Here is a 22,939-nt window from a genome sequence, read left to right on the forward strand (position 1 = left end):
GCCAGGCAAATTCGGCTACCGTGCCGCCGCGTCCGAGGCGCGGGCCCCGGCGGCTTGCTGATAGAGCCGGCCCGCGCGATACGACGAGCGCACCAGCGGTCCGGCCAGCACCCCGGAGAAGCCGAGTTGCTCGGCGTGCTGCGCGAACTCGACGAACTCCTCCGGCTTCACCCAGCGCGCGACGGGGTGGTGACGCGCCGAGGGCCGCAGGTACTGGGTGATGGTGATGATGTCGCAGCCGGCGTGACGCAGGTCGGCCAGCGCGGTGCGCACCTCGTCGGGGGTTTCACCCAGGCCGAGGATGAGGTTGCTCTTGGTGACCAGCCCGAAGTCACGCGCCGCGGTGAGCACGTCGAGGCTGCGCTGGTAGGTGAACGCGGGCCGGATGCGCTTGAAGATGCGCGGCACCGTTTCGACGTTGTGCGCCAACACTTCCGGGTGTGACTCGAACACCTCGGCAAGCCGGCCGGGCTCGCCGTTGAAGTCGGGGATCAACAGCTCGACCCCGGTCGACGGGTTGAGTTCCTTGATGGCGCGCACCGTCTCGGCGTAGAGCCACGCGCCGCCGTCGGGCAGGTCGTCGCGGGCCACCCCGGTGACCGTGGCGTAGCGCAGCCCCATCGTGCGCACGCTGTCGGCCACCCGCCGGGGCTCGTCGCGGTCCAGCTCGGCCGGCTTCCCGGTATCGATCTGGCAGAAGTCGCAGCGACGGGTGCACTGGTCACCGCCGATCAGGAAGGTCGCCTCGCGGTCCTCCCAGCATTCGAAGATGTTGGGGCAGCCGGCCTCTTCGCAGACCGTGTGCAGGCCCTCGCGCCGGACCAGGCTCTTGAGCTGGGTGTATTCCGGGCCCATCTTGGCCCGCACCCTGATCCACGGCGGTTTGCGCTCGATCGGGGTTTCGGCGTTGCGCACTTCCAGGCGCAGCAGTTTGCGTCCCTCGGGTGCGACAGTCACATCGCTGATGCTACGCGCGCGGCGCCGTCGTGCTCGCGCACCGGCAGCACCCCGTCCAGCGCGTCGCAGACGGCGTCGGCGACGCTCGTGCGGATGTCGTCGACGCTGACCGGGCGGCGCAGCTCGGCGGACAACGACGTCACCCCGGCGTCGCTGATGCCGCACGGCACGATGGGGCTGAAGGCGCCGAGGTCGCAGTCGCAGTTGAGCGCGAACCCGTGCAGGGTGGTGGCGCGCGACACCCGCACGCCGATCGCGGCGACCTTGTGGTCGGGCCGGCCGTCAACGCCGGGCACCCACACGCCGGACCGGCCCTGGACGCGGACCGTGTCCAGGCCCAGGTCGGCGCACACTTTGATCAACGCCTCCTCGAGCCGCCGCACGTAGTTGACCACGTCGAGCGGTTCGGCCAGGCCGATGATCGGATACCCGACCAACTGGCCGGGTCCGTGCCAGGTGATCTTGCCGCCGCGGTCGGTGTCGACGACGGGGGTGCCGTCCGTGGGCCGCTCGTGCGGCTCGGTGCGCCGTCCCGCGGTGTAGACGGCCGGGTGCTCGAGCAACAGCAGGGTGTCGCTGCCGCCCGCCACCCGGGCGTCGGCCAGCTCGCGCTGCTGCTGCCAGGCCACGCGGTAGTCGACGGTTCCGAGCTGTCGGACGTCGATGAGGGACCGGCTGGACCGGATGGAATCGATCACATTCGCGACGGTACTCGGCCCGCGCGCCCCGAGGTGACGCGCGGTGGCACTAGTCGTGGTCGCGCCGGGCGGTCGCGTAGCCGAGCGCCTCGCCAATGGTGTTGTGGTGGAACGCAAAACCGGCGCGCTCCAGCGCCGACGGGATGGCCCGCTGCCCCGTCAACAGGCCTTCGTCGGCGAACTCTCCCAGCGCGGCCCGGACGGCGAAACCGGGCAGCATCAACGGCGTCGGGCGGTTCACCGCCCGCCCGAACGCGGTGGTGAATTCGGCGTTGGTGACCGGCGCGGGCCCCGTCATGTTCACCGGCCCGGACAGCGCGGTGTTCGAAATCGCGAACAGCAGCGCTCGCACTTCGTCTTCCAGCGTGATCCACGACATGTATTGCCGCCCGCTGCCCAGCCGGGCACCCAGCCCCGTCCGGAACAACGGCCGCAACCGCCCCAGCGCGCCACCGGCGGGGGAGAACACCAGCCCGGTGCGCGCCAGCACCACCCGGGCGCCGCCGTATTGCGCCGGCAGCGTGGCGGCCTCCCAGTCTTCGCACAGCCGGGCCAGGAAACCGCTTCCGGCACGGTCGTTTTCGTCGACCACGCGGTCCTTGGTGTTTCCATAGAAGCCCACCGCGCTGGCGTTGATCAGGGTTGCCACCCCGGCGTCGGCGACGGCGTGCGCCAGGACCTCGGTCGGGCCGATGCGGCTGTCCCGCAGGCTTTGCTTGAAGGCGCCCGACCATCGGCGTTTGCCGATGTTGACGCCGCACAGGTTGACGACCGCATCGACGCCGCTCAGCGTGTCGGGATCGAGGTCGCCGCTCTCGGGGTTCCAGTGCACCTCGTCGCCGTTCGCCGGTGCGCGGCGCACGATGCGCAGCACCCGGTGGTCGGCGGCGCGCAGGGCCGCGGCGAGGGCGGAGCCGATCAGGCCGGACGAACCCGCGATCGCAACGACGGACTTCTGACCAGCCACCTTCGCCGTCCCCTCAGAGTCCGAGGTCGGCCTCGAACGCTCCCTCTTCGAGCCGGTGCTTGATGGTGGTCAGGAACCGCCCGGCGTCCGCGCCGTCGATGAGCCGGTGGTCATAGGTCAGCGGCAGGTAGCAGATCGAGCGGACCCCGATCGATTCGTTGCCGAACTCGTCGACGATCACCCGGGGGCGCTTGACGATGGCGCCGGTGCCCAGCATGGCCGCCTGCGGCGGAACCAGGATCGGGGTGTCGAACAGCGCGCCCTGGCTGCCGATGTTGGTGATCGTGAAGGTGCCGCCGGAGAGCTCGTCGGGCTTCAGGTTGCCCGACCGGGCGCGCGCGGCGATGTCGGCGATCGCCCTGGCCAGCCCGGCCAGCGACAGGTCGCCCGCGTTGTGCACGACGGGGGAGAGCAGCCCCTGCTCGGTGTCGACCGCGAAGCCGAGGTGCTCGGCGTCGTAGTAGGTGATCTCCTTGGTTTCCTCGTTGTAGCTCGCGTTCACGTTCGGGTGGATCTTGAGCGCGTCGATCACCGCGCGGGCGATGAACGGCAAGAAGGTCAGGTTCACGCCTTCGCGTTCGGCGAACGCCGCCTTGGCCCTGGCCCGCAACCCGACCAGCCTGGTCATGTCGACCTCGTGGGTCTGGGTGAGTTGCGCTGTGGCCTGCAGGGATTCGCGCGTCTTGTTGGCCGTGATCTGGCGGATCCGGCTGGCCTTCTGGGTGGTGCCCCGCAGGTGCGCCAGCGCCGGCGACGGCGCGGGAGCGGCCTTGCGGGCCTCGCCGGGGGCGGGGGCCGCGGGGGCCGGCGCCGCCGCGGGCGCCCGGTCGGCCTGCTGCTTGCGCTCGGCGGCCGCCAGCACGTCTTGCTTGCGGATGCGACCGCCCACCCCGGTGCCGGTGACCGACGTCAGGTCGATGTTGTTCTCCGCGGCCAGTTTTCGCACCAGCGGCGTGACATAGGGCGTGCCGTCGGTGCTGGAGTCCGGCGCCTGCGCCGGCGGCTGGGCCTGTGCCGGTTGGGCTTTCGGCTCGGGCTGAGCTTTCGGTTGCGGCGCGGGGGCCGGCGCGGCTTGCGGCTTCGGCTGCGCCTGGGGGGCGGGCTCGGGCTTCGGTTCGGCTTTAGGTGCGGGCGGCGGCTGCGGCGCGGCGGGGGCCGCCGGGGCAGCGGCGTCGGAACCGGTGCCGATGCGGGCCAGCTCGCCGCCGACGGGCACGGTGGCGTCTTCCTCGGCGGTGATGCTGATCAGCACACCGGCCACCGGTGAGGGGATCTCGGTGTCCACCTTGTCGGTGGACACCTCGACGAGCGCGTCGTCGACCTGGACCGAATCGCCGACCTTCTTGAGCCAGCGGGTCACGGTGCCCTCGGCCACCGACTCACCGAGTTCGGGCATCAACACCGGGGTCGCGTCGCCGCCACCGGAGCTCTGCTGGGCCGGCTGGGGCTCCGGCTGGGCCTGAGCCTGGGGCTGCGGCTCGGGCTCGGGTTGCGCCTCGGGCTGGGCGGGGGGCGCCGATTGCGCCTGCGGCTCCGGCTGGCTCGGGGCCTGGGACCCGCCGCTCTCGGAACCGTCGCCGATCACGGCCAGCTCGCCGCCCACCTCGACGGTGTCGTCTTCCTGGGCGACGATCTTGGTCAGCACACCCGCGGCCGGCGACGGGATCTCGGTGTCCACCTTGTCGGTCGACACCTCGACGAGCGGCTCGTCGAGTTCAACCGTGTCGCCTTCCTGCTTGAGCCAGCGGGTGACCGTCCCCTCGGTGACGCTCTCACCGAGTGCCGGCATCTGGACGGAGAAGGCCATCTTTTTTGACTCCTCGATCGCTCGTGGGTCGGGGCGGGTCGTTCAGCTCGCGTGTGGAAGGCGAAGTCGCAATCCAAAACTATCCTGTCACTGCGGCTTCGTCGGCACACATCCAGGGCAGACACCGCGCGCTGGCCGGGTGACCCCGATCACGCTTGCTACGGTGTGGCCACTGCAGCCAGAGCGGGGAGGTCCGATGCCGCCATCACAACAACGACCCCAGCATTTCGTCGACAGCGCGGACGGCGCGCGCATCGCCGTCTACGAAGAGGGCAACCCCGCGGGCCCGACGGTGGTACTGGTGCACGGCTTTCCCGACTCGCACGTGCTGTGGGACGGCGTGGTGCCGCTGCTGGCCGATCGGTTCCGGATCATCCGCTACGACAACCGCGGCGTCGGGCTGTCCTCGGTGCCCAAGCCCGTGTCGGCCTACAGCATGGACCGCTTCGCCGACGACTTCGCCGCGGTGACCGGCGAGCTGAGCCCGGGCGGGCCCGTGCACGTGCTGGCCCACGACTGGGGCTCGGTGGGGGTGTGGCACTACCTCAAGCGCCCCGGCGCCGGCGACCAGGTCGCCACGTTCACGTCGGTCTCCGGACCCGCCCAGGACCAGCTGGTCGACTACATCTTCACCGGCCTGCGGGCGCCCTGGCGTCCCCGCACCTTCGTCCGGGCGATCAGCCAGGCGCTGCGGTTCACGTACATGCTGCTGTTCTCGATCCCGGTGCTGGCCCCGTTGTTCCTGCGGCTGACGCTGTCGATCCCGGCGCTGCGGCGCAACGCGGTCGACAACATTCCCGTCGAGCAGATCCATCATTCCGACAAGCTCGCGCGAGACGCCGCCCAGTCGGTAAAAACGTATCCCGCCAACTACTTTCGCTCGTTCTCCGGCCGCAAGGAGGGCGTCGCCGTCATCGACGTGCCGGTGCAGCTGATCGTCAACACCAAGGACAAGTACGTGCGGCCGTACGGATACGACCACACCCCGCGCTTCGTGCCGCGGCTGTGGCGCCGCGACATCCGCGCCGGTCACTTCTCCCCGATGTCGCACCCGCAGGTGATGGCGGCGGCGGTGCACGACTTCGCCGACCTGACCGAGGGCAAGCAACCCAGCCGCGCGCTGCTGCGCGCGCAGGTGGGGCGCCCCCGCGGAGCGTTCGGCGACACCCTCGTGTCGGTCACCGGCGCCGGCAGCGGGATCGGGCGCGAGACCGCGTTCGCGTTCGCGCGGGAAGGCGCCGAGCTGGTCATCAGCGATATCGACGAAGCCGCCGTCAAGGCCACCGCCGCCGAGATCGCTACCCGGGGCGGGGTCGCGCACGCCTACGTGCTCGACGTGTCCGACGCCCACGCGGTGGAGGCGTTCGCCGAGCGGGTCAGCGCCGAGCACGGCGTTCCCGACATCGTCGTCAACAACGCCGGCGTCGGGCAGGCGGGCGGATTCCTCGACACCCCGGCCGAGCAGTTCGACCGGGTGCTCGACGTCAACCTCGGCGGGGTGGTGAACGGCTGCCGCTCCTTCGGGCGGCGACTGGTGGAGCGCGGCACCGGCGGCTACATCGTCAACGTGTCGTCGATGGCCGCCTACGCGCCGCTGCAGTCGCTGAGCGCCTACTGCACGTCGAAGGCGGCCAGCTACATGTTTTCGGACTGCCTGCGCGCCGAACTCGACGCCGCCGGCGTCGGCCTGACCACGATCTGCCCCGGCGTCATCGACACGAACATCATCAAGACCACCCGGTTCGACGCGCCCGCCGGAAAGCTGGCCGAGGCCGTCGACGGGCGGCGCGGGCAGCTGGGCAAGATGTTCGCGCTGCGGCGCTACGGCCCCGACAAGGTCGCCGAAGCGATCCTGTCGTCGGTCAAGAAGAAGAAGCCGATCCGCCCTGTCGCGCCGGAAGCCTATGCGCTGTACGGGCTTTCGCGTGTGGCGCCGCAGGGCTTGCGTAACGCCGCGCGGATGCGGGTGATCTGAAACGACTACGGGCCCGCGGTCGTCCCGCGGCGTCCGGTCAACAACGTCGCGCCGATCGCGATGACCCCGAGCACCGCCAGCGGTATGGACCACGCCCGGCGGCCACCCACCGACGACTGGCACTGCGCGACAAAGTCGGTGTGCGGGACGATCTGGTTGAGGATCGGGATGTTCGCCCCATTGCTGTTGTTCGCGCTGCGGGCCGCGGACAGATCGGTCGCCACGGCGTTCCCGCACCCCACCGAATGGCCGTTGCTGTCGGACACCGACACCGGCGCCAACAGCCCGATGATTCCGGCCAACAACAGCACGGCGCCCACACCGATGATCAACCGTCGCACCGTCATAGTTCGCCTTTCGCCATTCCTGCCGGGGATTACGACCGCTAGGGAGATTAACCCCGGCGCACCGCCGGTAAACCCGGCGTCGGCGGATACAGCGCCCGGTTCGTGGGTATCCCGCCGCGGTAGCCGAGAGGGAAAGGACGTGTGGTGATCACTCCAACGCGAGAGGTGCCCGTCCCGCGCGAACGGGTGTGGGAGGTGCTTGCGCAGGGCTGGACCTACACCCAATGGGTGGTGGGCAACAGTCGCATGCGGGCCGTGGATCCCAACTGGCCGGAGGCCGGCTCCTCGATCAGGCATTCAATCGGAATCTGGCCCTTGGTGATCAACGACGCGACGATCGTGGAGGAGAGCGAACCGCCGCACAAGCTGGTGCTCTGTGCGCGCCTGGGGCCGATGGGTGCCGCGCGGATCACGATGCTGCTGCACGAGACGGCGCAGGGGTGCCGGGTCGAAATGATCGAGGTGCCCGTCGAAGGCCCGATGGCGCTCGTTCCCGATTCGGTCGCGTTGGCCGCGGCCTACCCGCGTAACAAGGAGTGCCTGTCGCGCCTGGCGGCATTGGCGGAACGTCTGGAGCCGAGCCAGGTGAAGTGATCGTGCGGGACACCGCCGACGCGGTCGTCATCGGGGCCGGGCACCACGGGCTGGTCGCCGCCTCGATGCTGGCCGACGCGGGGTGGGACGTGCTGGTGCTGGAGGCCCAGCCGGAACCCGGCGGCGCGGTGCGCAGCGCCGAGCTGACGCCGGGCTACATCACCGACCTGTTCAGCTCGTACTACCCGATGACGGTGGCCTCGCCCGCGATGGCCGCGCTGCAGCTCGAGGACCACGGCCTGCGGTGGTCACACGCGCCGGCGGTGGTGGGCCATCCCCGCAGCGGCGCCGACGACGACCCGCCCATCATCTACCGCGACCCGGCGCGCACCGCCGCGGAATTCGCACGCCGCGAGCCCGCCGACGGCGAAAACTGGTGGCGTGTCGTGAAATTGTGGGAGCGCATCAAGTCCCCACTGCTCGACGCCATGCTGGCGCCCTTCCCGCCCGTGCGGCCGCTGCTGCGGCTGCTGACCGAACTCGGCACGTCGGAAGCGATCCGGTTGGCGCGCCTGCTGGTGCAGCCCGCCAACACGATGGTGAGCGAGCTGTTCGCCGGCGAGGCGCCGCGAGTCTTGTTGCTGGGCAACGCCATGCACGCCGACGTCCCACCCGAGGCGCCCATCAGCGGCGCCATGGGATTCCTGATGACCATGCTCGCCCAGGACTGCGGCTGGCCCGTGCCCGTCGGGGGTTCCGGCGAGCTGACGGCCGCCCTGGTCAACCGTGCCCGCTCCGCGGGCGCGCGAATCGAGTGCAACGAGAACGTGTCTCGCATCGAGGTACGGGGCGGGCGGGCGGTCGGGGTGACGACGGCCGGGGGGCGCACCGTGCGGGCGCGCCGGGCGGTGGTGGCCGACGTGACGGCACCGCGACTGTTCTGCGACATGCTGCCCGCCGACGCGGTGCCGCCCAAGGTGCGGCGCGACCTCGAGCACTTCGTGTGGGATCCGCCGGTGGTCAAGGTGAACTATGCGCTGCGCGAACCGGTTCCGTGGCGAGCGCAACGGCTGCGCGGGGTGGGCACCGTCCACCTCGGGGCCGACGGCGACGGGCTGGTGCGCTGGATGGCCGACCTGAACACCAAGACGGTGCCCGAGCATCCGTTCATGTTGTTGGGGCAGACCACCACCGCCGACCCGACCCGGTCGCCGACGGGCACCGAAAGCGTATGGGCCTACACGCATTTGCCGCGCAATGTCGCCGACGACGCGTCGGCCGAGCGGCTCGCCGCATCGGTGGACCGGGTCATCGAGGAGCATGCGCCCGGCTTCGGCGCGGCGGTGATCGACCGGTTCGTGCAACGCCCGTCGGACCTGGAGGCCAGCGACGCCAACCTGCATTTGGGCGCGCTCAACGGCGGCACCGCGCAGCTTCAGCAGATGCTGATCTTTCGTCCCGTCGCCGGGATGGGCCGGGCCGAAACCCCGGTCCAGGGGCTGTATCTGGGCAGCGCCTCGGCGACCCCGGGTGGTTCCGTGCACGGCGCCTGCGGGCGCAATGCGGCCAACGCCGCGCTGGCCGCCAACGGGGTCACCGGGTGGCCGCGCCGCACGGTGCGGCGGGCCGTCTTCTCATTGCTGACGAAGTAGCCTCAGCCGTTCGCTAGCCGTTTTCGCAGATGTCTTCGAGCACCGCGAACATGGTGCGGACCGGCACGCCGGTGGCGCCCTTGGGCGAATACCCCCACGGGCCGCCGGTGTTGTAGGCCGGGCCGGCCACGTCGATGTGCGCCCAGCCCACACCGTCGGCGACGAACTCGCGCAGGAACACCCCGGCGACCAGCATGCCGGCGAAGCGCTGCCCGCTGATGTTCGACAGGTCGGCGACCGTGGACTTCAGGTCTTCCTTGAGTTCGTCGGGCAGCGGCATCGGCCAACCGTTTTCGCCCACGCGCTGCGAGATCGCGGCGACCCGGTCGCGGAACTCGTCGCTGCCCATGACGCCGGGGATCCGGCTGCCCAGCGCCACCGTCTGCGCGCCGGTCAGCGTCGACGTCTCGATCAGGTAGTCCGGGTTGTCCTCGCATGCGCGCACGATGGCGTCGGCCAAGATCAGCCGGCCCTCGGCGTCGGTGTTCTGCACCTCGACGGTGATGCCGCCGTACTGCGTCAGCACGTCACCCGGGCGCTGCGCCGTCGCCGACGGCATGTTCTCGGCCATCGGGACGGTCGCGATCACGTCGATGGGCAGCTGCAGCTGCGCGGCCAGCGTGACGGTCGCGATGACCGCGGCGGCCCCGCCCATATCCGAGGTCATGTGGTGCATCCCGGCCGCCGGCTTGATCGAGATGCCGCCCGTGTCGAACGTCACGCCCTTGCCCACCAGGGCGACTCGCTTCGCCTGCTTGGATCTCTTGGCCAGCTTCGAACCTCGGTGGGTCAGCCGCACCAGCCGCGGCGGCCGAGACGAACCCTGGCCGACGCCGATGATCCCGCCGTAGCCGCCGTTGCGTAGCGCCTTGTCATCGAGCACCTCGACCTCGAGGCCGGCCGATTCCCCCAAAGCCCTTGCGCGTTTGGCGAATTCGTCGGGAAACAGGTGACTCGGCGGGGTGTTGACGAAGTCGCGGGCGGTGGCGACGGCGGTCGCGACGGCCGCACCGTGCGCGGCGTCCCTCTTGGCGTCCTTGGCGCCTTTAGTTTCCGAGGCGAGCACCGTGATCTTGCCCAGCCCTTTGTCTTTGGGAGCGGTCTTGGGGCTGCGGAAGTCGGTGAACCGGTAGCTGCCCAGGATCAGGCCCTCGACGGCGGCCGAGGCGATGCCCTCGCCGGGCAGCTCGCCCAACGTGGTGATGACGGCCGCGGTGGTGCCGAGTGACCGCGCGGCCACCCCGGCGGCGCGGCGGACCGTGTCGGCCGGCCACTCGGGCCGCGGCTTGCCCAGACCGATCGTCAGCACGCTGGACACCGGCAGCGATCCCACCACCAGCCGGTGCACCTGGTCGGCGCCACCGGTGGCCTCCAGCGCGCGCAGCCCCGACTCGATCTCGGCGATCGCATCCGAGGACAGGAACGGTCCGGCCTCGGTGACGGCCGCGCCCGGCTTGTCGTCGTCGCCGGTCGAGACGACGGGCACGATCAGCACGGTCGACGCGGCGGCGCGCCGGGGCAGCGAGGAGGCGACAGTGACAACGGGGGAGGCGTAACCGGGTTCTGTGCTCATCCGCTTCACCCTAACGGGCCGCCCGTCGCGGCCCCTTAGGGTGAAGAGTCGTGAGCAACGAAGCCGACCTTCTGCACGGACCGTTAGAAGACCGTCACCGCGACCTGGGTGCCAGCTTCGCCGAATTCAGCGGCTGGCTGATGCCGGTGTCGTATGCGGGCACGGTCAGCGAGCACAACGCGACGCGCAACGCGGTCGGCCTCTTCGACGTCAGCCACCTGGGCAAGGCGTCGGTGCGCGGGCCGGGCGCCGCGCGGTTCGTCAACGCCGCGCTCACCAACGACCTCAACCGGATCGGGCCCGGCAAGGCTCAATACACCCTGTGCTGCACCGAATCCGGCGGAGTCGTCGACGATTTGATCGCCTACTACGTCGACGACGACGAGATCTTTCTGGTGCCCAACGCCGCCAACACCGCCGCCGTGGTCGAGGCGCTGCAGGCGGCCGCGCCACCCGAACTGACCATCACCAACCTGCATCGCTCCTATGCGGTGCTGGCGGTGCAGGGGCCGCGATCGGCCGACGTGCTCGGCGAGCTGGGCCTGCCCACCGACATGGATTACATGGCCTACGCCGACACCGAGTTCGCGAGCGTGCCGGTGCGGGTCTGCCGCACCGGCTACACCGGCGAGCACGGCTACGAGCTGCTGCCGCCGTGGGAGTCCGCCGGGGTGGTGTTCGACGCCCTGGCCGCCGCGGTCCGCGCGGCCGGCGGCGAGCCGGCCGGCCTGGGTGCCCGCGACACGCTGCGCACCGAGATGGGCTACCCGTTGCACGGGCACGAACTGTCGCTCGACATTTCCCCGCTGCAGGCCCGCTGCGGCTGGGCGATCGGCTGGAAGAAGGACGCGTTCTTCGGCCGCGACGCCCTGCTGGCCGAGAAGGAGGCCGGGCCGCGGCGGCTGCTGCGCGGGCTGCGGATGGTCGGCCGTGGCGTGCTGCGCGCCGGGCAGACGGTGCTGGCCGGCGACACCCCCGTCGGGGTGACGACCTCGGGCACCTTCTCCCCGACGCTGCAGGCTGGCATCGCGCTCGCGCTCATCGACACCGACGCCGGGGTCGAGGACGGCCAGGAGATCACCGTCGACGTCCGCGGCCGTCCCGCCGCCTGCGAGGTGGTGCGCCCGCCGTTCGTCGCGGTGAAAACCCGCTAGCCGCGCCGCCTGCGCGGGCGAAATCCGATTCGGCAGGCGGATATACAATCAGCGGATGACCAGTGGCTCCCTCGAGTTCACGGTTTCGCGCTCGACACGTCCGGCGACCGACACCGAACGCGAAACCATCCTGGCCGAGCCGGGTTTCGGCAAATACTTCACCGACCACATGGTGTCGATCGAGTACGACGACGGCCGGGGCTGGCACGACGCGCGTGTCGTCCCCTACGGCCCGATCGAATTGGACCCCTCGTCGATCGTGCTGCACTACGCGCAGGAAATCTTCGAGGGCCTCAAGGCGTATCGCTGGGCGGACGGCTCGATCGTCTCGTTTCGCGCCGAGGCCAACGCCGCCCGGCTGCAGTCGTCGGCGCGGCGGCTGGCGATTCCCGAACTGCCCCAAGAGCTGTTCATGGAATCGCTGCGCCAGCTCATCGCCGTCGACAACGCCTGGGTCCCGGCGGCCGGCGGGGAAGAGGCGCTGTATCTGCGGCCGTTCGTCATCGCCACCGAGCCCGGGCTCGGTGTGCGGCCCTCCCGGCAATACCGCTACCTGCTGATCGCCTCGCCGGCGGGTGCCTACTTCAAGGGCGGCATCAGCCCCGTCACGGTCTGGGTGTCGACCGAGTACGTGCGGGCCAGCCCCGGCGGCACCGGCGCGGCCAAGTTCGGCGGTAACTACGCCGCCTCGCTGTCCGCCCAGGCCGAGGCCGCGGCCAACGACTGCGACCAGGTGGTGTGGCTGGACGCCGTCGAGCGGCGCTTCGTCGAAGAGATGGGCGGGATGAACATCTTCTTCGTGTTCGGCAGCGGCGGGTCGGCGCGGCTGGTCACCCCGGAGCTGTCCGGCTCGCTGCTGCCCGGGATCACGCGGAACTCGTTGCTGCAGTTGGCCATTGACGCCGGATTCTCCGTCGAGGAACGCAAGATCGATATCGACGAATGGCAGAAGAAGGCGGCCGCCGGCGAGATCACCGAGGTGTTCGCCTGCGGCACCGCCGCGGTCATCACACCCGTCGCGCACGTGAAGTACGGCGACGCCGAGTTCACCATCGCCGACGGCCAGCCCGGTGAGGTGACGATGGCGTTGCGCGACACGCTGACCGGGATTCAGCGGGGCACCTTCGCCGACACCCACGGCTGGATGGCCCGGCTCGGGTAGGCGGCCCTGCCGCCCGAGCGCCCCGCCAGCCGGGCGCTCGGCGCGCTACAACCGCACCAGGCCCGCCAGCGCCACCGCGCACACCGTCGTCGTCAACTCGATCGCGGCGCCCAGCACATCGCCGGTGATGCCACCGAAGCGGCGCGCGCAGTGCCGCACCAGCACCGCGCAGCAGCCCAGGCCCAGCAGCACGGCGACCGGCCCCTGCCACGGCCGCGGCCCGGCCGCCAGCGAAATCGCAAGCAGCACCGCGCCCCAGGCCGTCACCACCACCGTCGGCTGACTCCCGGCGACCGCGGCGCCCAGCGCGCTGCCCTCGGCCGCCGGCATCGAGCGGTGACCGGCCAGCACCGCGGCGACCCGCCCGGCGACGACCGCCACGACAATCGCGACGGCGCCGTGCACCGCGTCGCGCGCTCCCAGCGCCGAGAACGCCAGCCCCTGCAGCAGCACCACCACGACGACGGCGGCCACCCCGAACGGCCCGGTCGATCCCTCGCGCATCACGGCCAGCGCGCGCTGCGGCGGCCCGTAGCAGCCCAGGCCGTCGGCGGTGTCGGCGACGCCGTCGACGTGCAGGCCACGGGTGATCAGCAGCAGTGCGGCGACCGCGAGCAGTCCGGGCAGCGGGCTGGACCGGCCGAAGGCCAGCTCCCCACCCCAGGTGACGGCGGCGGCCAGCGCCCCCAGGGCCGCGCCCACCACCGGCAGCGCCGTCATGGCGCCGCGGCCCATCGGCGCGGCCCGGGCACCGGGGACGGGCAGCACCGTCCCGAACGCGAAAGCCGTTGCCAGCGAACGGATCACGGCGGGGGAGGGGGCGGCTCGGGGCGGTTGGACACGCCGGCCTCGGTGAACGTCGCCATCGATGACAGGGCGGCCGCCGCGGCACGCAGGACCGGCAGCGCCAGCGCGGCGCCGGTTCCCTCGCCCAGCCGCATGCGCAGGTCGAGGATCGGGTCCAAATCCAGTGCCGTCAGCGCCAACGCGTGACCCGGCTCGGTGGACCGGTGACCGGCCTGCCACCACATGCGAGCGCCGGGAGCCAGGTGCTCGGCCACCAGCGCCGCCGCCGTCACGGCCATGCCGTCGAGCAGCAGCGGCGTGCGCCGGACGGCGGCCTGTGCGCAGAAGCCCGCCATCGCGGCCAGATCCGCGCCGCCCGCGCAGCGCAGCAGCGCGACCGGATCCGGCAGCACCTGGCGCGCGCGGAACAGGGCGTCGCGCACCGCGGCGGTCTTGCGTCCCCACCCCGCGTCGTCGATCCCCGTGCCGAAGCCCACCACCACCACGGGCTCGACGTTGGTCAATGCCGCCACCAAAACCGTTGCGGCCGTGGTGTTTCCGATGCCCATGTCGCCGGCGATTAGCAGGTCCGCTCCCGCGTCGACCTCCTCGTCGGCGATGGCCGCGCCGGCCGCGAGCGCCCGCGCGGTCTCGTCGTCGCTCAACGCGTCCTGCACGGTGATGTCGCCGCTGCCGCGGCGCACCTTGTGGGCGCCGATTTGCGGGCTCAGCGGGTCGGCGTCGACCGCCAGATCCGCGACACGCACGCTGGCCCCGGCGATGCCGGTCAGCGCATTGATCGCGGCCCCGCCGGCGTCGATGTTGGCGACCATCTGGGCGGTCACCTCGGGCGGGTACGCCGACACCCCCGACCGGGCGACACCGTGGTCACCGGCGAACACCACCGCCCGGGCGCGCTCGAATTGCCTTGGCGGGCATTGCCCCTGGCACGACGCGATCCACACCGACAGGTCCTCGAGGCGGCCCAGCGCGCCGCGCGGCTTGGTGAGGGTGTCCTGGCGGGCGCGGGCGGCGGCGGCGACGCCCGCGTCGGGCGGCGACACGGGGGCGAATTCCATCAGGCCCCCGACGGCTTGATCGGCACCGGCTGCCCGGCCACCACCAGCACCACCCGATCGCACAGCCGGGCCAGGCATTGGTTGAGGCTGCCGAGCTCGTCGGCGAATCGGCGCCCGGACGCGGTGGTCGGCACGACGGTCAGCCCGACTTCGGGGCTGACCAGCACCAGGGTCGAGGCGAAGGCGCCGACCGCGCACAGCACGTCATCCACCGTCGCCGCCACCGAGCCGCCCTCCCATGCGTTGTCGCGGTCCATCGCGGCGGTCAGCCAGGTGCCGAGGTCGTCGACCAGGGTGGGCGTGTGCGGGGATTCGCGCAATTGCGTTGCGATGTCCTGGGTTTCGATCGTCGACCAATGAGCGGGCCGACGGTGACGATGCGCGGCGACCCGATGCGCCCAGGCCGCATCGTCGTCACCGGCGGGCCCCGGGGCCAGGTAATGAACCGGCCGGCCGGGCGGCAACCCCGCGGCGATGGCCTCCTCCGCCCACCGTGATTTGCCCGACCTGATCCCGCCGAGCACCAGGGTGCGCACCGGCGTCAGCCGGCCTTCAGGCGAGGGTCAGTCGACACTGGCGCCATGCTTGACTTGCGGCCGCGGCGCCCGCAGCCGGCGCATCTGGGAGGCGCGGCCGGCGGCGTAAAGACCCAGCTTCCAACGGCTTTCGGTGTTGTTGGGGAACTTCGTGTCGACCAGCTTGCTGACTTTGCGGCCCAGGATCAGGCCGTCGACGCTCATCACCGCCATCAGCGCCAGCATCGCCGGAGACACCCAGAGCTGCAGCTGGGGGACGCCGAACATGGCGAACATCAAGAACAGGGTCGACGGCATGAACAGGCCCAACAGGTTGCGCCGGGAATCCACCACATCACGCACGTAGCGCCGGATCGGGCCCTGGTCGCGCGGCAGCAGGTAGCCCTCTTCGCCGGCCATCATGCGATTGCGGCGCTCCGACATGCGCGCGCGGTTCGCGGTCTTGTCGGCGCGGCGCTCCTCGCGGCTGAGCTTGGGACCGGCCAGCGATTTGCGCCGGGCCCGCGCCTCCGCTGAGGTCATGGGTGCGGGCGCGACGGGGCCCTTCTTCGCGTTGCGCCGGGCCTCGTTGCGTTTGGGCGTGGGGCGCCCTTTGGGCCCGGTCCGGCGGGGTGTGTCATCCGCGGCGCCAGCAACGTCGGAGGCGGCCAACGCGGCGACGCTGTCGTCGAGGTCGGTGTCCTGGCCCTTCTTGCGGCCCAAAAGCTTCACAGGGGCCAGGTTACTTCGCGGACGACGCGCGCCGGAATTCGCCTGGAATGCCTTGCTATTAGACCTGCGTTAGTGCCTCACTTGGCCCTAGTCTTACACGTGATGAACGGCTGCCTTTGATGGACGACGGGTCGATGGCCTCGGATGATGCTGCCCCCGGCCTGGCCCCCGGCCGTCTTCAGCTACCCGCGATGCAAGTCCTGGTGGCCCCGGACTGTTACGCCGACAGCATGTCGGCCCTGGAAGCCTCCGCCGCCATCGCGACCGGCTGGACCCGGTCGCGTCCGGGCGACCGGTTCATCGTCGCGCCGCAGTCCGACGGCGGGCCGGGCTTCGTCGAGGTGCTGGCCAGCAGGCTGGGGGAGATGCGCCGGTTGCGGGTGTCGGGGCCGCTAAAAGCCATGGTGGAGGCCGAATGGGTCTTCGATCCCGGGTCGGCGACCGCCTACCTGGAGTGCGCCCAGGCCTGCGGCCTGACGCTGATCGGCGGGCGGCCCACCCCGGAGACCGCCATGGCCGCCCACAGCAAAGGCGTGGGCCAACTGATCGCCGAGGCGCTGCGGGTGGGGGCGACGCGGATCGTCGTCGGATTGGGCGGCAGCGCGTGCACCGACGGCGGCCAGGGCATGATCGCCGAGCTGGGCGGCCTGGACACCGCGCGCCGCCAGCTGGGCAACGTGGAGCTGATCGCCGCCTCCGACACCGAGTACCCCCTGCTGGGCCCGTGGGGAGCGGCGCGGGTGTTCGGGCCGCAGAAGGGCGCCGACACGGCCACCGTCGCGGCGCTGGAAGTGCGGCTGCAGGCGTGGGCGCTCATCTTGGAAGCGGTGGCCGGACGCGACGTGAGCGCCGAGCCGGGCGCGGGGGCCGCCGGCGGCATCGGCGCCGGGCTGCTCGCCCTGGGCGGGCGGTGTGAGTCCGGGGCCGCCATCATCGCCGAACACACCCGGCTGTCCGACGACCTCGACACGGCGGAGTTGATCGTCACCGGCGAGGGCCGCTTCGACGAGCAGTCCCTGCACGGGAAGGTGGTGGGCTTTCTGGCCGACGCGGCCCGGCCGCGGGGGATCCCGGTGGTGGTGCTGGCCGGCCAGGTCGATCTGGACAACGCGACGGTGCGCTCGTCGGGCATCATGGCCGCGTTGTCCATCGCCGAACACGCCGGATCGGTGCGACTGGCGCAGGCCGACGCGGCCAATCAGCTCATGGGTCTGGCCTCCGTTGTGGCGGCGCGACTCGGGAATAGCGGTCCTGCAAGGTACCGTTGATGGTGTGGACTTTCCGGCAGTCCGGGTCGCTCGGCGCAAGTCGGCGGTGCCGGGCATGATCGGTCCCACTCAACAATGAGGCATGTAGGAGAAGCAATGACGGTGCAAAACGAGGCGAACGCCAAGACCCACGGCGTGATCTTGACTGAGGCCGCCGCCACCAAGGCCAAGTCGCTGCTGGACCAGGAGGGTCGCGACGACCTGGCGCTGCGCATCGCGGTCCAGCCGGGCGGGTGCGCTGGGCTGCGCTACAACCTCTTCTTCGACGACCGGTCGCTGGATGGCGACCTGATCGCGGAGTTCGGTGGTGTGACCCTGACGGTGGACCGGATGAGCGCGCCCTACGTCGACGGCGCGTCCATCGACTTCGTGGACACCATCGAAAAGCAGGGGTTCACCATCGACAACCCCAACGCCGGCGGATCCTGCGCCTGCGGCGACTCGTTCAACTGACCTCACCGCGAGACTGCAACTGGCGACGCATTCCCCGAGTAGGGCTTGTCGGCCATTGCAGGCTCGCGGCGAGCGAAACTCAGTACGAGCCCCCGGTGCGCAGCACGTACGAGCACACCATGATCTGGCCGCGCTGGAAAAGCAGCTGCGCGATGCCCTGCACCGGCCCGCGCATGGGGCCGCCGCTCACCGGCGAGACCCGCATGGTGAACAACGCCTGAGCCTGGTACTGCGACAGGTACACGATCTTGTCGATCGAGGTGATCTCCACCTCGGAGAACTGCTTGCGGAACGCGTCGCTGCTGAGCTTGGCCAGCGCCTGATCGGATCGCTTGTCCTGGACGGCGTCGTAGAGGCCGCACAGCGCGTTGCGGGCGATCTCGTTGACGTCGCGGTGCTCGAGCGCGTCCAGGTACCCCTGAATCGCCGTCTTCGCCGTGGCCTCGGAGAACGTGGTGCCGGTGTTGGCCCCGTTGGTGCGCACCCCGTACACGATGGCCAGGGTCAGTACCGCGACGAGCGCGATGGCCAGCGCCACGCCGACGATCAGCCGCCGCTTGGAGCGTGGCGGCGGGTACGGCGCCGGTCCGGTTGGCGGCCCGGCATAATTGGCCGACGGCGGTCCTGCTTGCGGAGCCGGGGCGAAGCCCGGGCCGGCGGCGTTGGGGTCATCGGGGAACTCGAGTGGCTGGGATTCGCCGGGGCGCTCATGTCCGCTCGGTCCGCCGCTGCCGCCGCCGACAGGGTGGTTCGGCGAGTGCGGGCCTGCCATCGTGGTTCTCCTACGGTGGTAGACGGGACTGCAAGCGGGTTGCGGCCCAAGCATTGTGATCCCGGCGACTTGAGTGAGTTCCCTAGGGAGGCTAGCGCAGACCTTGCGGCGACCGTGCACGCGACGACGGTCCTGGGCGCGTGAGTAAGCTAGATAACCTTACTAACGAAGGGTGGAGATTTCGTGACGATCGCGGTGACAGGTTCGATTGCGACCGACAATCTGATGCGGTTCCCCGGCCGGTTTTCCGAGCACCTGCTGGCCGAGCACCTCCAGAAGGTGTCCCTGAGCTTCCTGGTCGACGACTTGGTGATTCACCGCGGCGGCGTGGCGGGCAACATCGCCTTCGCCATCGGTGTGCTGGGTGGCGACGTGGCGCTGGTCGGCGCGGCCGGTGACGATTTCGGCGAGTACCGCGACTGGCTGCAGAGCCACGGCGTCAACTGCGACCACGTGCTGATCTCGAAGACCGCGCACACCGCGCGCTTCGTGTGCACCACCGACGAGGACATGGCCCAGATCGCGTCGTTCTATCCCGGCGCCATGTCCGAGGCCCGCAACATCAAGCTCGCCGACGTCGCATCGTCCGTGGGCAAACCCGACCTGGTGATCATCGGCGCCAACGACCCGGACGCGATGGTGGTGCACACCGAGGAGTGCCGCAAGCTCGGCCTGCCGTTCGCCGCCGACCCGTCCCAGCAGCTGCCCCGCCTGTCCGGCGAAGAGATCGACAAGCTGATCGACGGCGCGGCCTACCTGTTCACCAACGACTATGAGTGGGAGCTGCTGCTCTCCAAGACCGGCTGGTCAGAGGCCGACGTCCAGAAGAAGGTGGACCTGCGGGTGACGACACTCGGCGCCAAGGGCGTCGACATCGTCGAGCGCGACGGGACCACCACCCACGTCGGCGTGGTCCCCGAGACCAGCCAGACCGACCCCACCGGCGTCGGCGACGCGTTCCGGGCCGGCTTCCTCACCGGGCGTAGCGCCGGGCTGAACCTCGAACGGTCGGCGCAGCTGGGCTCGCTGGTGGCCGTGCTGGTGCTGGAGTCGACCGGAACCCAGGAGTGGGCGTGGGACCGCGAGGCCGCCAAGACGCGGTTGGCCGACGCCTACGGCGACGAGGCGGCCGCCGAGATCGCCGGAGTGCTGGGCTGACGCCATTTCTCGCCCGGGCCGCCTCGAGTGTGAACTCACGGCGTCGCGTGTGAGCTGACGGCGGCGACACGCCGACAAGCCGCGCCCAGGGTTCACGATGAAAGCCCAGGATTCACACTCGAAGCCCAGGCCGGGCCGGGCCTAGAGCTGCACCGGATACAGCGGCTCGCTGATCTGCGGCACCACGCTGTGCTCGACGAAGATCGCGTGCCAGAGCATGAAGATCAGCAGCGTCCACAGCCTGCGGCTGTGATCGCCGGCGCCGCTGCGGTGCTCGTCGAGCATCCGGCGCACGGCGTCCAGGTCGACAAACTCGACGACCGAACTGGCCTGCGACGACGCCACCAACTCGTAGGCCCACTCCAGCAGCTCGCCCGCGCGCAGCCAGTGCCGGATCGGCACCGGGAACCCCAGCTTGGGCCGGTGCAGCACATGCGCGGGGACGATCGGCTCCAGCGCGCGGCGCAGCGCGTACTTGGTGGTCGTGCGGGTGATCTTGGCCTCCACGGGCAACCGGGACGCCACGGCGAACACCTCGGGATCCAGGAACGGCACCCGAAGCTCCAGCGAGTTGGCCATGGTCATCTTGTCGGCCTTGACCAGGATGTCGCCGCGCAGCCAGGTGAACAGGTCGATGTGCTGCATGCGGGCCACCGGGTCCCAGCCCGCCGATTCGGCGTACAGCGGCGCGGTCACGTCGGTGTGGGTCCACTCCGGGCGGAAGCCGGCCAGCACGTCGCGCAGCTGCGCGTCGGAGAAGCTGCGGGCGTTGCCGTAGTAACGCTCCTCGAGCGTCAGCGAGCCGCGGTGCAGCAGGCTCTTGCCCCGCATGCCCTCCGGCAGCGGCCGCGACACCTTGCCCATCGACCGCCGCAGCGGCCGGGGCAGATAGTCGAAGGGCTTCAGCGACAACGGCTCCCGGTAAATCGTGTAGCCGCCGAACAACTCGTCGGCGCCCTCGCCGGACAGCACCACCTTGACGTGCTTGCGGGCCTCGCGGGCCACGAAGAACAGCGGCACCAGCGCCGGGTCGGCGACCGGCTCGTCGAGGTACCAGACGATCTCGGGCAGGGCGGCGACGAACTCGTCCGGCGTGACCACCTTGGCGATGTGGCGCGCGCCGATCGCCTCCGCCGAGGCCACCGCGACGTCGATCTCGGAGAATCCCTCCCGCTCGAAGCCGGTGGTGAAGGTGATCAGCCGCGGGTTGTGCCGGATGGCCAGCGCCGCGATGGCCGTGGAGTCGATCCCCCCGGAGAGGAATGACCCGACGGTGACATCGGCGCGCATGTGCTTGGCCACCGAGTCCTCGAGCACCGCGGTGATCTCGTTGTACCGGGCCTGCTCGCTGCCGCGGACGATCGGGGTGGCGGCGAACCGCGGCGCGAAGTACCGGGTGACCTCCGGTTGCAGGCGGTCGGGACGAATCCTCGCGTAGCAGCCCGATTCCAGCCGGCGCACCCCGCGGTGCAACGTCTCGGGCTCGGGCACGTACTGCAAGACGGTGTAGTGCTGCACCGCCCGGTCATCGATGCCCGTGTCGAAGCCGACCAACCCGGCCAGATCCAGCAGACACTTTTTCTCGCTGGCCACGGCGGTGCCGCCGGCGCCGGTCGCCATGAACAGTGGCTTGATGCCGAAAGGGTCCCGGGCGCAAAACAATTCGCGGGTGGTGGTGTCCCACAGCGCGAAGGCGAACATGCCGCGTAACCGGGTCAAGACATCGGTGCCCCAGTAGTGGTAGCCGGCGACGACGGCCTCGCCGTCGCCGTCGGTGGCGAAGACCGCGCCGTGCTGGGTGGCCAGTTCGTCGCGCAGCTCCAGGTAGTTGTAGATCTCGCCGTTGAACACCAGCACGTAACGGTCGGGCGCCTCCGGCGGCCCCCAGCGCAGCGGCTGATGCGAATGCGCGATGTCGATGATGGACAGCCGGTTGAAGCCGAACACGACCGAGCCGTCGGTGTCCGGATCCACCCAGGTGCCCGGCTCGTCGGGCCCGCGGTGGCGCATCGAATGCGACGCGCGCGCGATCGCATCGTCGGCGCGGGCCGCGGCCGCCTCCTTGTCCCCGTCCTCGGGGGCGGCAACGAACGCCAGCAGACCACACACGGCGCCCCAGTATGCCGCACTTCGCGACCGCTCGTGGACGTCGGACCCGGCACGTCGCGTGACTGGCGGGCCGGGGTTTCGTCGCCCGGCTCAGGCGCGTGGTCTACGCTGCGTAGTATTCGATATCCGAGCAGGAGGCGCCAACGTGACCCCTCGCGAGCAGGACCGTTCGCAACCTTTGTCGCAGGGTAGGTTTCAGCGCCGTCCTGGAGGCTCTGCCACGGGTCTTTCCCGCCGTCTGCGGCCGCTGGCGCTGGCCGTGACGCTGGGTGTGCTCGCGATGTTCCTGAGCGGATGCAGCAGCTGGGCCGACGCGCTGGCCCTGGGCTGGCCGAGGGGCATCACGCCGCAGGCGCACCTGAACCGGGAGCTGTGGATCGGCGCGGTGATCGCCTCGCTGGTCGTCGGCGTCATCGTCTACGGCCTGATCTTCTGGTCCTCGGCGTTCCATCGCAAAAAGGCGACCGACACCGAGCTGCCCCGCCAATTCGGCTACAACATGCCCTTGGAGCTGGCGCTCACGGTGACGCCGTTCCTCATCATCTCGGTGCTGTTCTACTTCACCGTCGTGGTGCAGGAAAAGATGCTGCACATCGCCAAGGATCCCGAAGTGGTGATCGACGTCACGGCCTTCCAGTGGAACTGGAAGTTCGGGTATCAGCGCGTCGCGTTCAAAGACGGCACGCTGACCTACGACGGTGCGGACCCGGCCCGGAAGAAGGCGATGGTGTCCAAGCCGGAAGGCAAGGACGCACACGGCGAAGAGCTGGTCGGCCCCGTCCGCGGCCTCAACACCTCGGACCGTACCTACCTGAACTTCGACAAGGTCGAGACGCTGGGAACCAGCGACGAGATCCCGGTGCTGGTGCTGCCGACCGGCAAGCGCATCGAATTCGATCTGGCGTCCGCCGACGTCGTCCACACCTTCTGGGTTCCGGAGTTCTTGTTCAAACGCGACGTCATCCCGAACGCCGACGCGAACAACTCCGTGCACGTCTTCCAGGTCGAAGAGATCAACACCCCGGGGGCGTTCGTGGGCCACTGCGCCGAGTTCTGTGGCACCTATCACTCGATGATGAACTTCGAGGTTCGCGTGGTGTCGCCCAACGACTTCAAGGCCTATCTACAGCAGCGGATGGACGGCAAGAGCAACGCCGCGGCGCTGCAGGCGATCGGACAACCTCCGGCCGCGGTTACCACGCACCCGTTCGACAGCCGCCGTGGCCAGCTGAGCCAGTAGG

21 protein-coding genes are annotated in these 22,939 nt (G+C 70.4%); 9 read left to right on the plus strand and 12 right to left on the minus strand.

Going from position 1 to position 22,939, the window contains the following annotated elements:
- Window positions 1-15 precede the first annotated feature (15 nt).
- From lipA to sucB, 4 genes are read right to left on the minus strand one after another with little or no spacing between them, the layout of a single operon-like run.
- Window positions 16-957, minus strand: a complete 942-nt coding sequence (lipA, locus tag AC0KS4_RS08815) for a lipoyl synthase (protein ID WP_225330040.1) — start codon at window positions 955-957, stop codon at window positions 16-18.
- Complete coding sequence (gene lipB / locus AC0KS4_RS08820) at window positions 954-1,655, minus strand: lipoyl(octanoyl) transferase LipB (RefSeq protein WP_238957862.1); 702 nt, start codon at window positions 1,653-1,655, stop codon at window positions 954-956. Before lipB ends, lipA begins: the two co-directional genes overlap by 4 nt.
- 49 nt (window positions 1,656-1,704) lie before the next feature.
- The gene (locus AC0KS4_RS08825) at window positions 1,705-2,622 is read right to left on the minus strand and encodes a TIGR01777 family oxidoreductase (RefSeq protein WP_225330038.1); all 918 of its coding nucleotides are present in this window, start codon (window positions 2,620-2,622) and stop codon (window positions 1,705-1,707) included.
- Between the two features lie 13 nt (window positions 2,623-2,635).
- Entirely contained in the window at window positions 2,636-4,429 is a 1,794-nt protein-coding gene (gene sucB / locus AC0KS4_RS08830; RefSeq protein WP_238957863.1) for a 2-oxoglutarate dehydrogenase, E2 component, dihydrolipoamide succinyltransferase, read from the minus strand.
- A gap of 196 nt (window positions 4,430-4,625) precedes the next feature.
- Here sucB and AC0KS4_RS08835 point away from each other — a divergent pair, with 196 nt between their 5' ends.
- Entirely contained in the window at window positions 4,626-6,404 is a 1,779-nt protein-coding gene (locus AC0KS4_RS08835) for an SDR family oxidoreductase (RefSeq protein WP_238957864.1), read from the plus strand.
- Window positions 6,405-6,409: 5 nt separating this feature from the next.
- On the opposite strand, the gene AC0KS4_RS08840 is transcribed toward AC0KS4_RS08835, so the two are convergent.
- Window positions 6,410-6,751, minus strand: a complete 342-nt coding sequence (locus tag AC0KS4_RS08840; protein ID WP_238957865.1) for an aminopeptidase — start codon at window positions 6,749-6,751, stop codon at window positions 6,410-6,412.
- Between the two features lie 144 nt (window positions 6,752-6,895).
- On the opposite strand from AC0KS4_RS08840, the gene AC0KS4_RS08845 reads away from it, so the two are divergent.
- Window positions 6,896-7,345, plus strand: a complete 450-nt coding sequence (locus AC0KS4_RS08845) for an SRPBCC family protein (RefSeq protein WP_225330034.1) — start codon at window positions 6,896-6,898, stop codon at window positions 7,343-7,345.
- Window positions 7,342-8,937: a phytoene desaturase family protein gene (locus AC0KS4_RS08850; protein WP_238957866.1), complete on the plus strand. Its 1,596-nt coding sequence runs from the start codon at window positions 7,342-7,344 to the stop codon at window positions 8,935-8,937. The genes AC0KS4_RS08845 and AC0KS4_RS08850 overlap by 4 nt, the downstream gene beginning before the upstream one ends.
- A 13-nt stretch (window positions 8,938-8,950) precedes the next feature.
- On the opposite strand, the gene AC0KS4_RS08855 is transcribed toward AC0KS4_RS08850, so the two are convergent.
- Window positions 8,951-10,510: a leucyl aminopeptidase gene (locus tag AC0KS4_RS08855; RefSeq protein ID WP_238957867.1), complete on the minus strand. Its 1,560-nt coding sequence runs from the start codon at window positions 10,508-10,510 to the stop codon at window positions 8,951-8,953.
- A 50-nt stretch (window positions 10,511-10,560) separates the two neighbouring features.
- Between AC0KS4_RS08855 and gcvT the strand changes: the two genes are divergently transcribed.
- Window positions 10,561-11,664: a glycine cleavage system aminomethyltransferase GcvT gene (gcvT, locus tag AC0KS4_RS08860; RefSeq protein WP_238957868.1), complete on the plus strand. Its 1,104-nt coding sequence runs from the start codon at window positions 10,561-10,563 to the stop codon at window positions 11,662-11,664.
- A 55-nt stretch (window positions 11,665-11,719) separates the two neighbouring features.
- A complete protein-coding gene (locus tag AC0KS4_RS08865) occupies window positions 11,720-12,826 on the plus strand; it encodes a branched-chain amino acid aminotransferase (RefSeq protein ID WP_238957869.1) in 1,107 nt (368 codons plus the stop codon).
- A 45-nt stretch (window positions 12,827-12,871) separates the two neighbouring features.
- Here the strand turns inward: AC0KS4_RS08865 and AC0KS4_RS08870 are convergent, their stop codons facing one another.
- Genes AC0KS4_RS08870 through AC0KS4_RS08885 form a run of 4 tightly spaced genes read right to left on the minus strand, consistent with a single transcriptional unit; the run spans window position 12,872 to window position 15,878 of the window.
- The gene (locus tag AC0KS4_RS08870) at window positions 12,872-13,633 is read right to left on the minus strand and encodes an adenosylcobinamide-GDP ribazoletransferase (RefSeq protein WP_238957870.1); all 762 of its coding nucleotides are present in this window, start codon (window positions 13,631-13,633) and stop codon (window positions 12,872-12,874) included.
- Window positions 13,630-14,694: a nicotinate-nucleotide--dimethylbenzimidazole phosphoribosyltransferase gene (cobT, locus tag AC0KS4_RS08875; RefSeq protein ID WP_238958039.1), complete on the minus strand. Its 1,065-nt coding sequence runs from the start codon at window positions 14,692-14,694 to the stop codon at window positions 13,630-13,632. Before cobT ends, AC0KS4_RS08870 begins: the two co-directional genes overlap by 4 nt.
- Window positions 14,691-15,227, minus strand: coding sequence for a bifunctional adenosylcobinamide kinase/adenosylcobinamide-phosphate guanylyltransferase (locus AC0KS4_RS08880; protein WP_238957871.1), 537 nt, complete (start codon window positions 15,225-15,227; stop codon window positions 14,691-14,693). The genes cobT and AC0KS4_RS08880 overlap by 4 nt, the downstream gene beginning before the upstream one ends.
- Before the next feature lie 27 nt (window positions 15,228-15,254).
- The gene (locus AC0KS4_RS08885) at window positions 15,255-15,878 is read right to left on the minus strand and encodes a DUF3043 domain-containing protein (protein ID WP_225330286.1); all 624 of its coding nucleotides are present in this window, start codon (window positions 15,876-15,878) and stop codon (window positions 15,255-15,257) included.
- Window positions 15,879-16,129: 251 nt separating this feature from the next.
- On the opposite strand from AC0KS4_RS08885, the gene AC0KS4_RS08890 reads away from it, so the two are divergent.
- Window positions 16,130-17,206 (plus strand): glycerate kinase family protein, encoded by a 1,077-nt coding sequence (locus AC0KS4_RS08890; protein ID WP_225330287.1) that lies wholly within the window; start codon window positions 16,130-16,132, stop codon window positions 17,204-17,206.
- 96 nt (window positions 17,207-17,302) lie between these two features.
- Complete coding sequence (locus AC0KS4_RS08895; RefSeq protein WP_225330273.1) at window positions 17,303-17,659, plus strand: HesB/IscA family protein; 357 nt, start codon at window positions 17,303-17,305, stop codon at window positions 17,657-17,659.
- A gap of 79 nt (window positions 17,660-17,738) precedes the next feature.
- Here AC0KS4_RS08895 and AC0KS4_RS08900 read toward each other — a convergent pair whose 3' ends face one another.
- On the minus strand, window positions 17,739-18,431 hold the full coding sequence (locus AC0KS4_RS08900) for an Rv0361 family membrane protein (protein WP_238957872.1): 693 nt from the start codon (window positions 18,429-18,431) through the stop codon (window positions 17,739-17,741).
- A 183-nt stretch (window positions 18,432-18,614) separates the two neighbouring features.
- On the opposite strand from AC0KS4_RS08900, the gene AC0KS4_RS08905 reads away from it, so the two are divergent.
- Window positions 18,615-19,589, plus strand: a complete 975-nt coding sequence (locus AC0KS4_RS08905) for a carbohydrate kinase family protein (RefSeq protein WP_225330275.1) — start codon at window positions 18,615-18,617, stop codon at window positions 19,587-19,589.
- Window positions 19,590-19,730: 141 nt separating this feature from the next.
- Here the strand turns inward: AC0KS4_RS08905 and asnB are convergent, their stop codons facing one another.
- Window positions 19,731-21,698, minus strand: coding sequence for an asparagine synthase (glutamine-hydrolyzing) (gene asnB / locus AC0KS4_RS08910; protein WP_238957873.1), 1,968 nt, complete (start codon window positions 21,696-21,698; stop codon window positions 19,731-19,733).
- 145 nt (window positions 21,699-21,843) lie between these two features.
- On the opposite strand from asnB, the gene ctaC reads away from it, so the two are divergent.
- Window positions 21,844-22,938: an aa3-type cytochrome oxidase subunit II gene (ctaC, locus tag AC0KS4_RS08915; protein ID WP_225330277.1), complete on the plus strand. Its 1,095-nt coding sequence runs from the start codon at window positions 21,844-21,846 to the stop codon at window positions 22,936-22,938.
- The last annotated feature ends 1 nt before the right edge of the window (window position 22,939 follow it).

This window comes from Mycobacterium sp. NTMscope_MAC_12 (assembly GCF_976985675.1).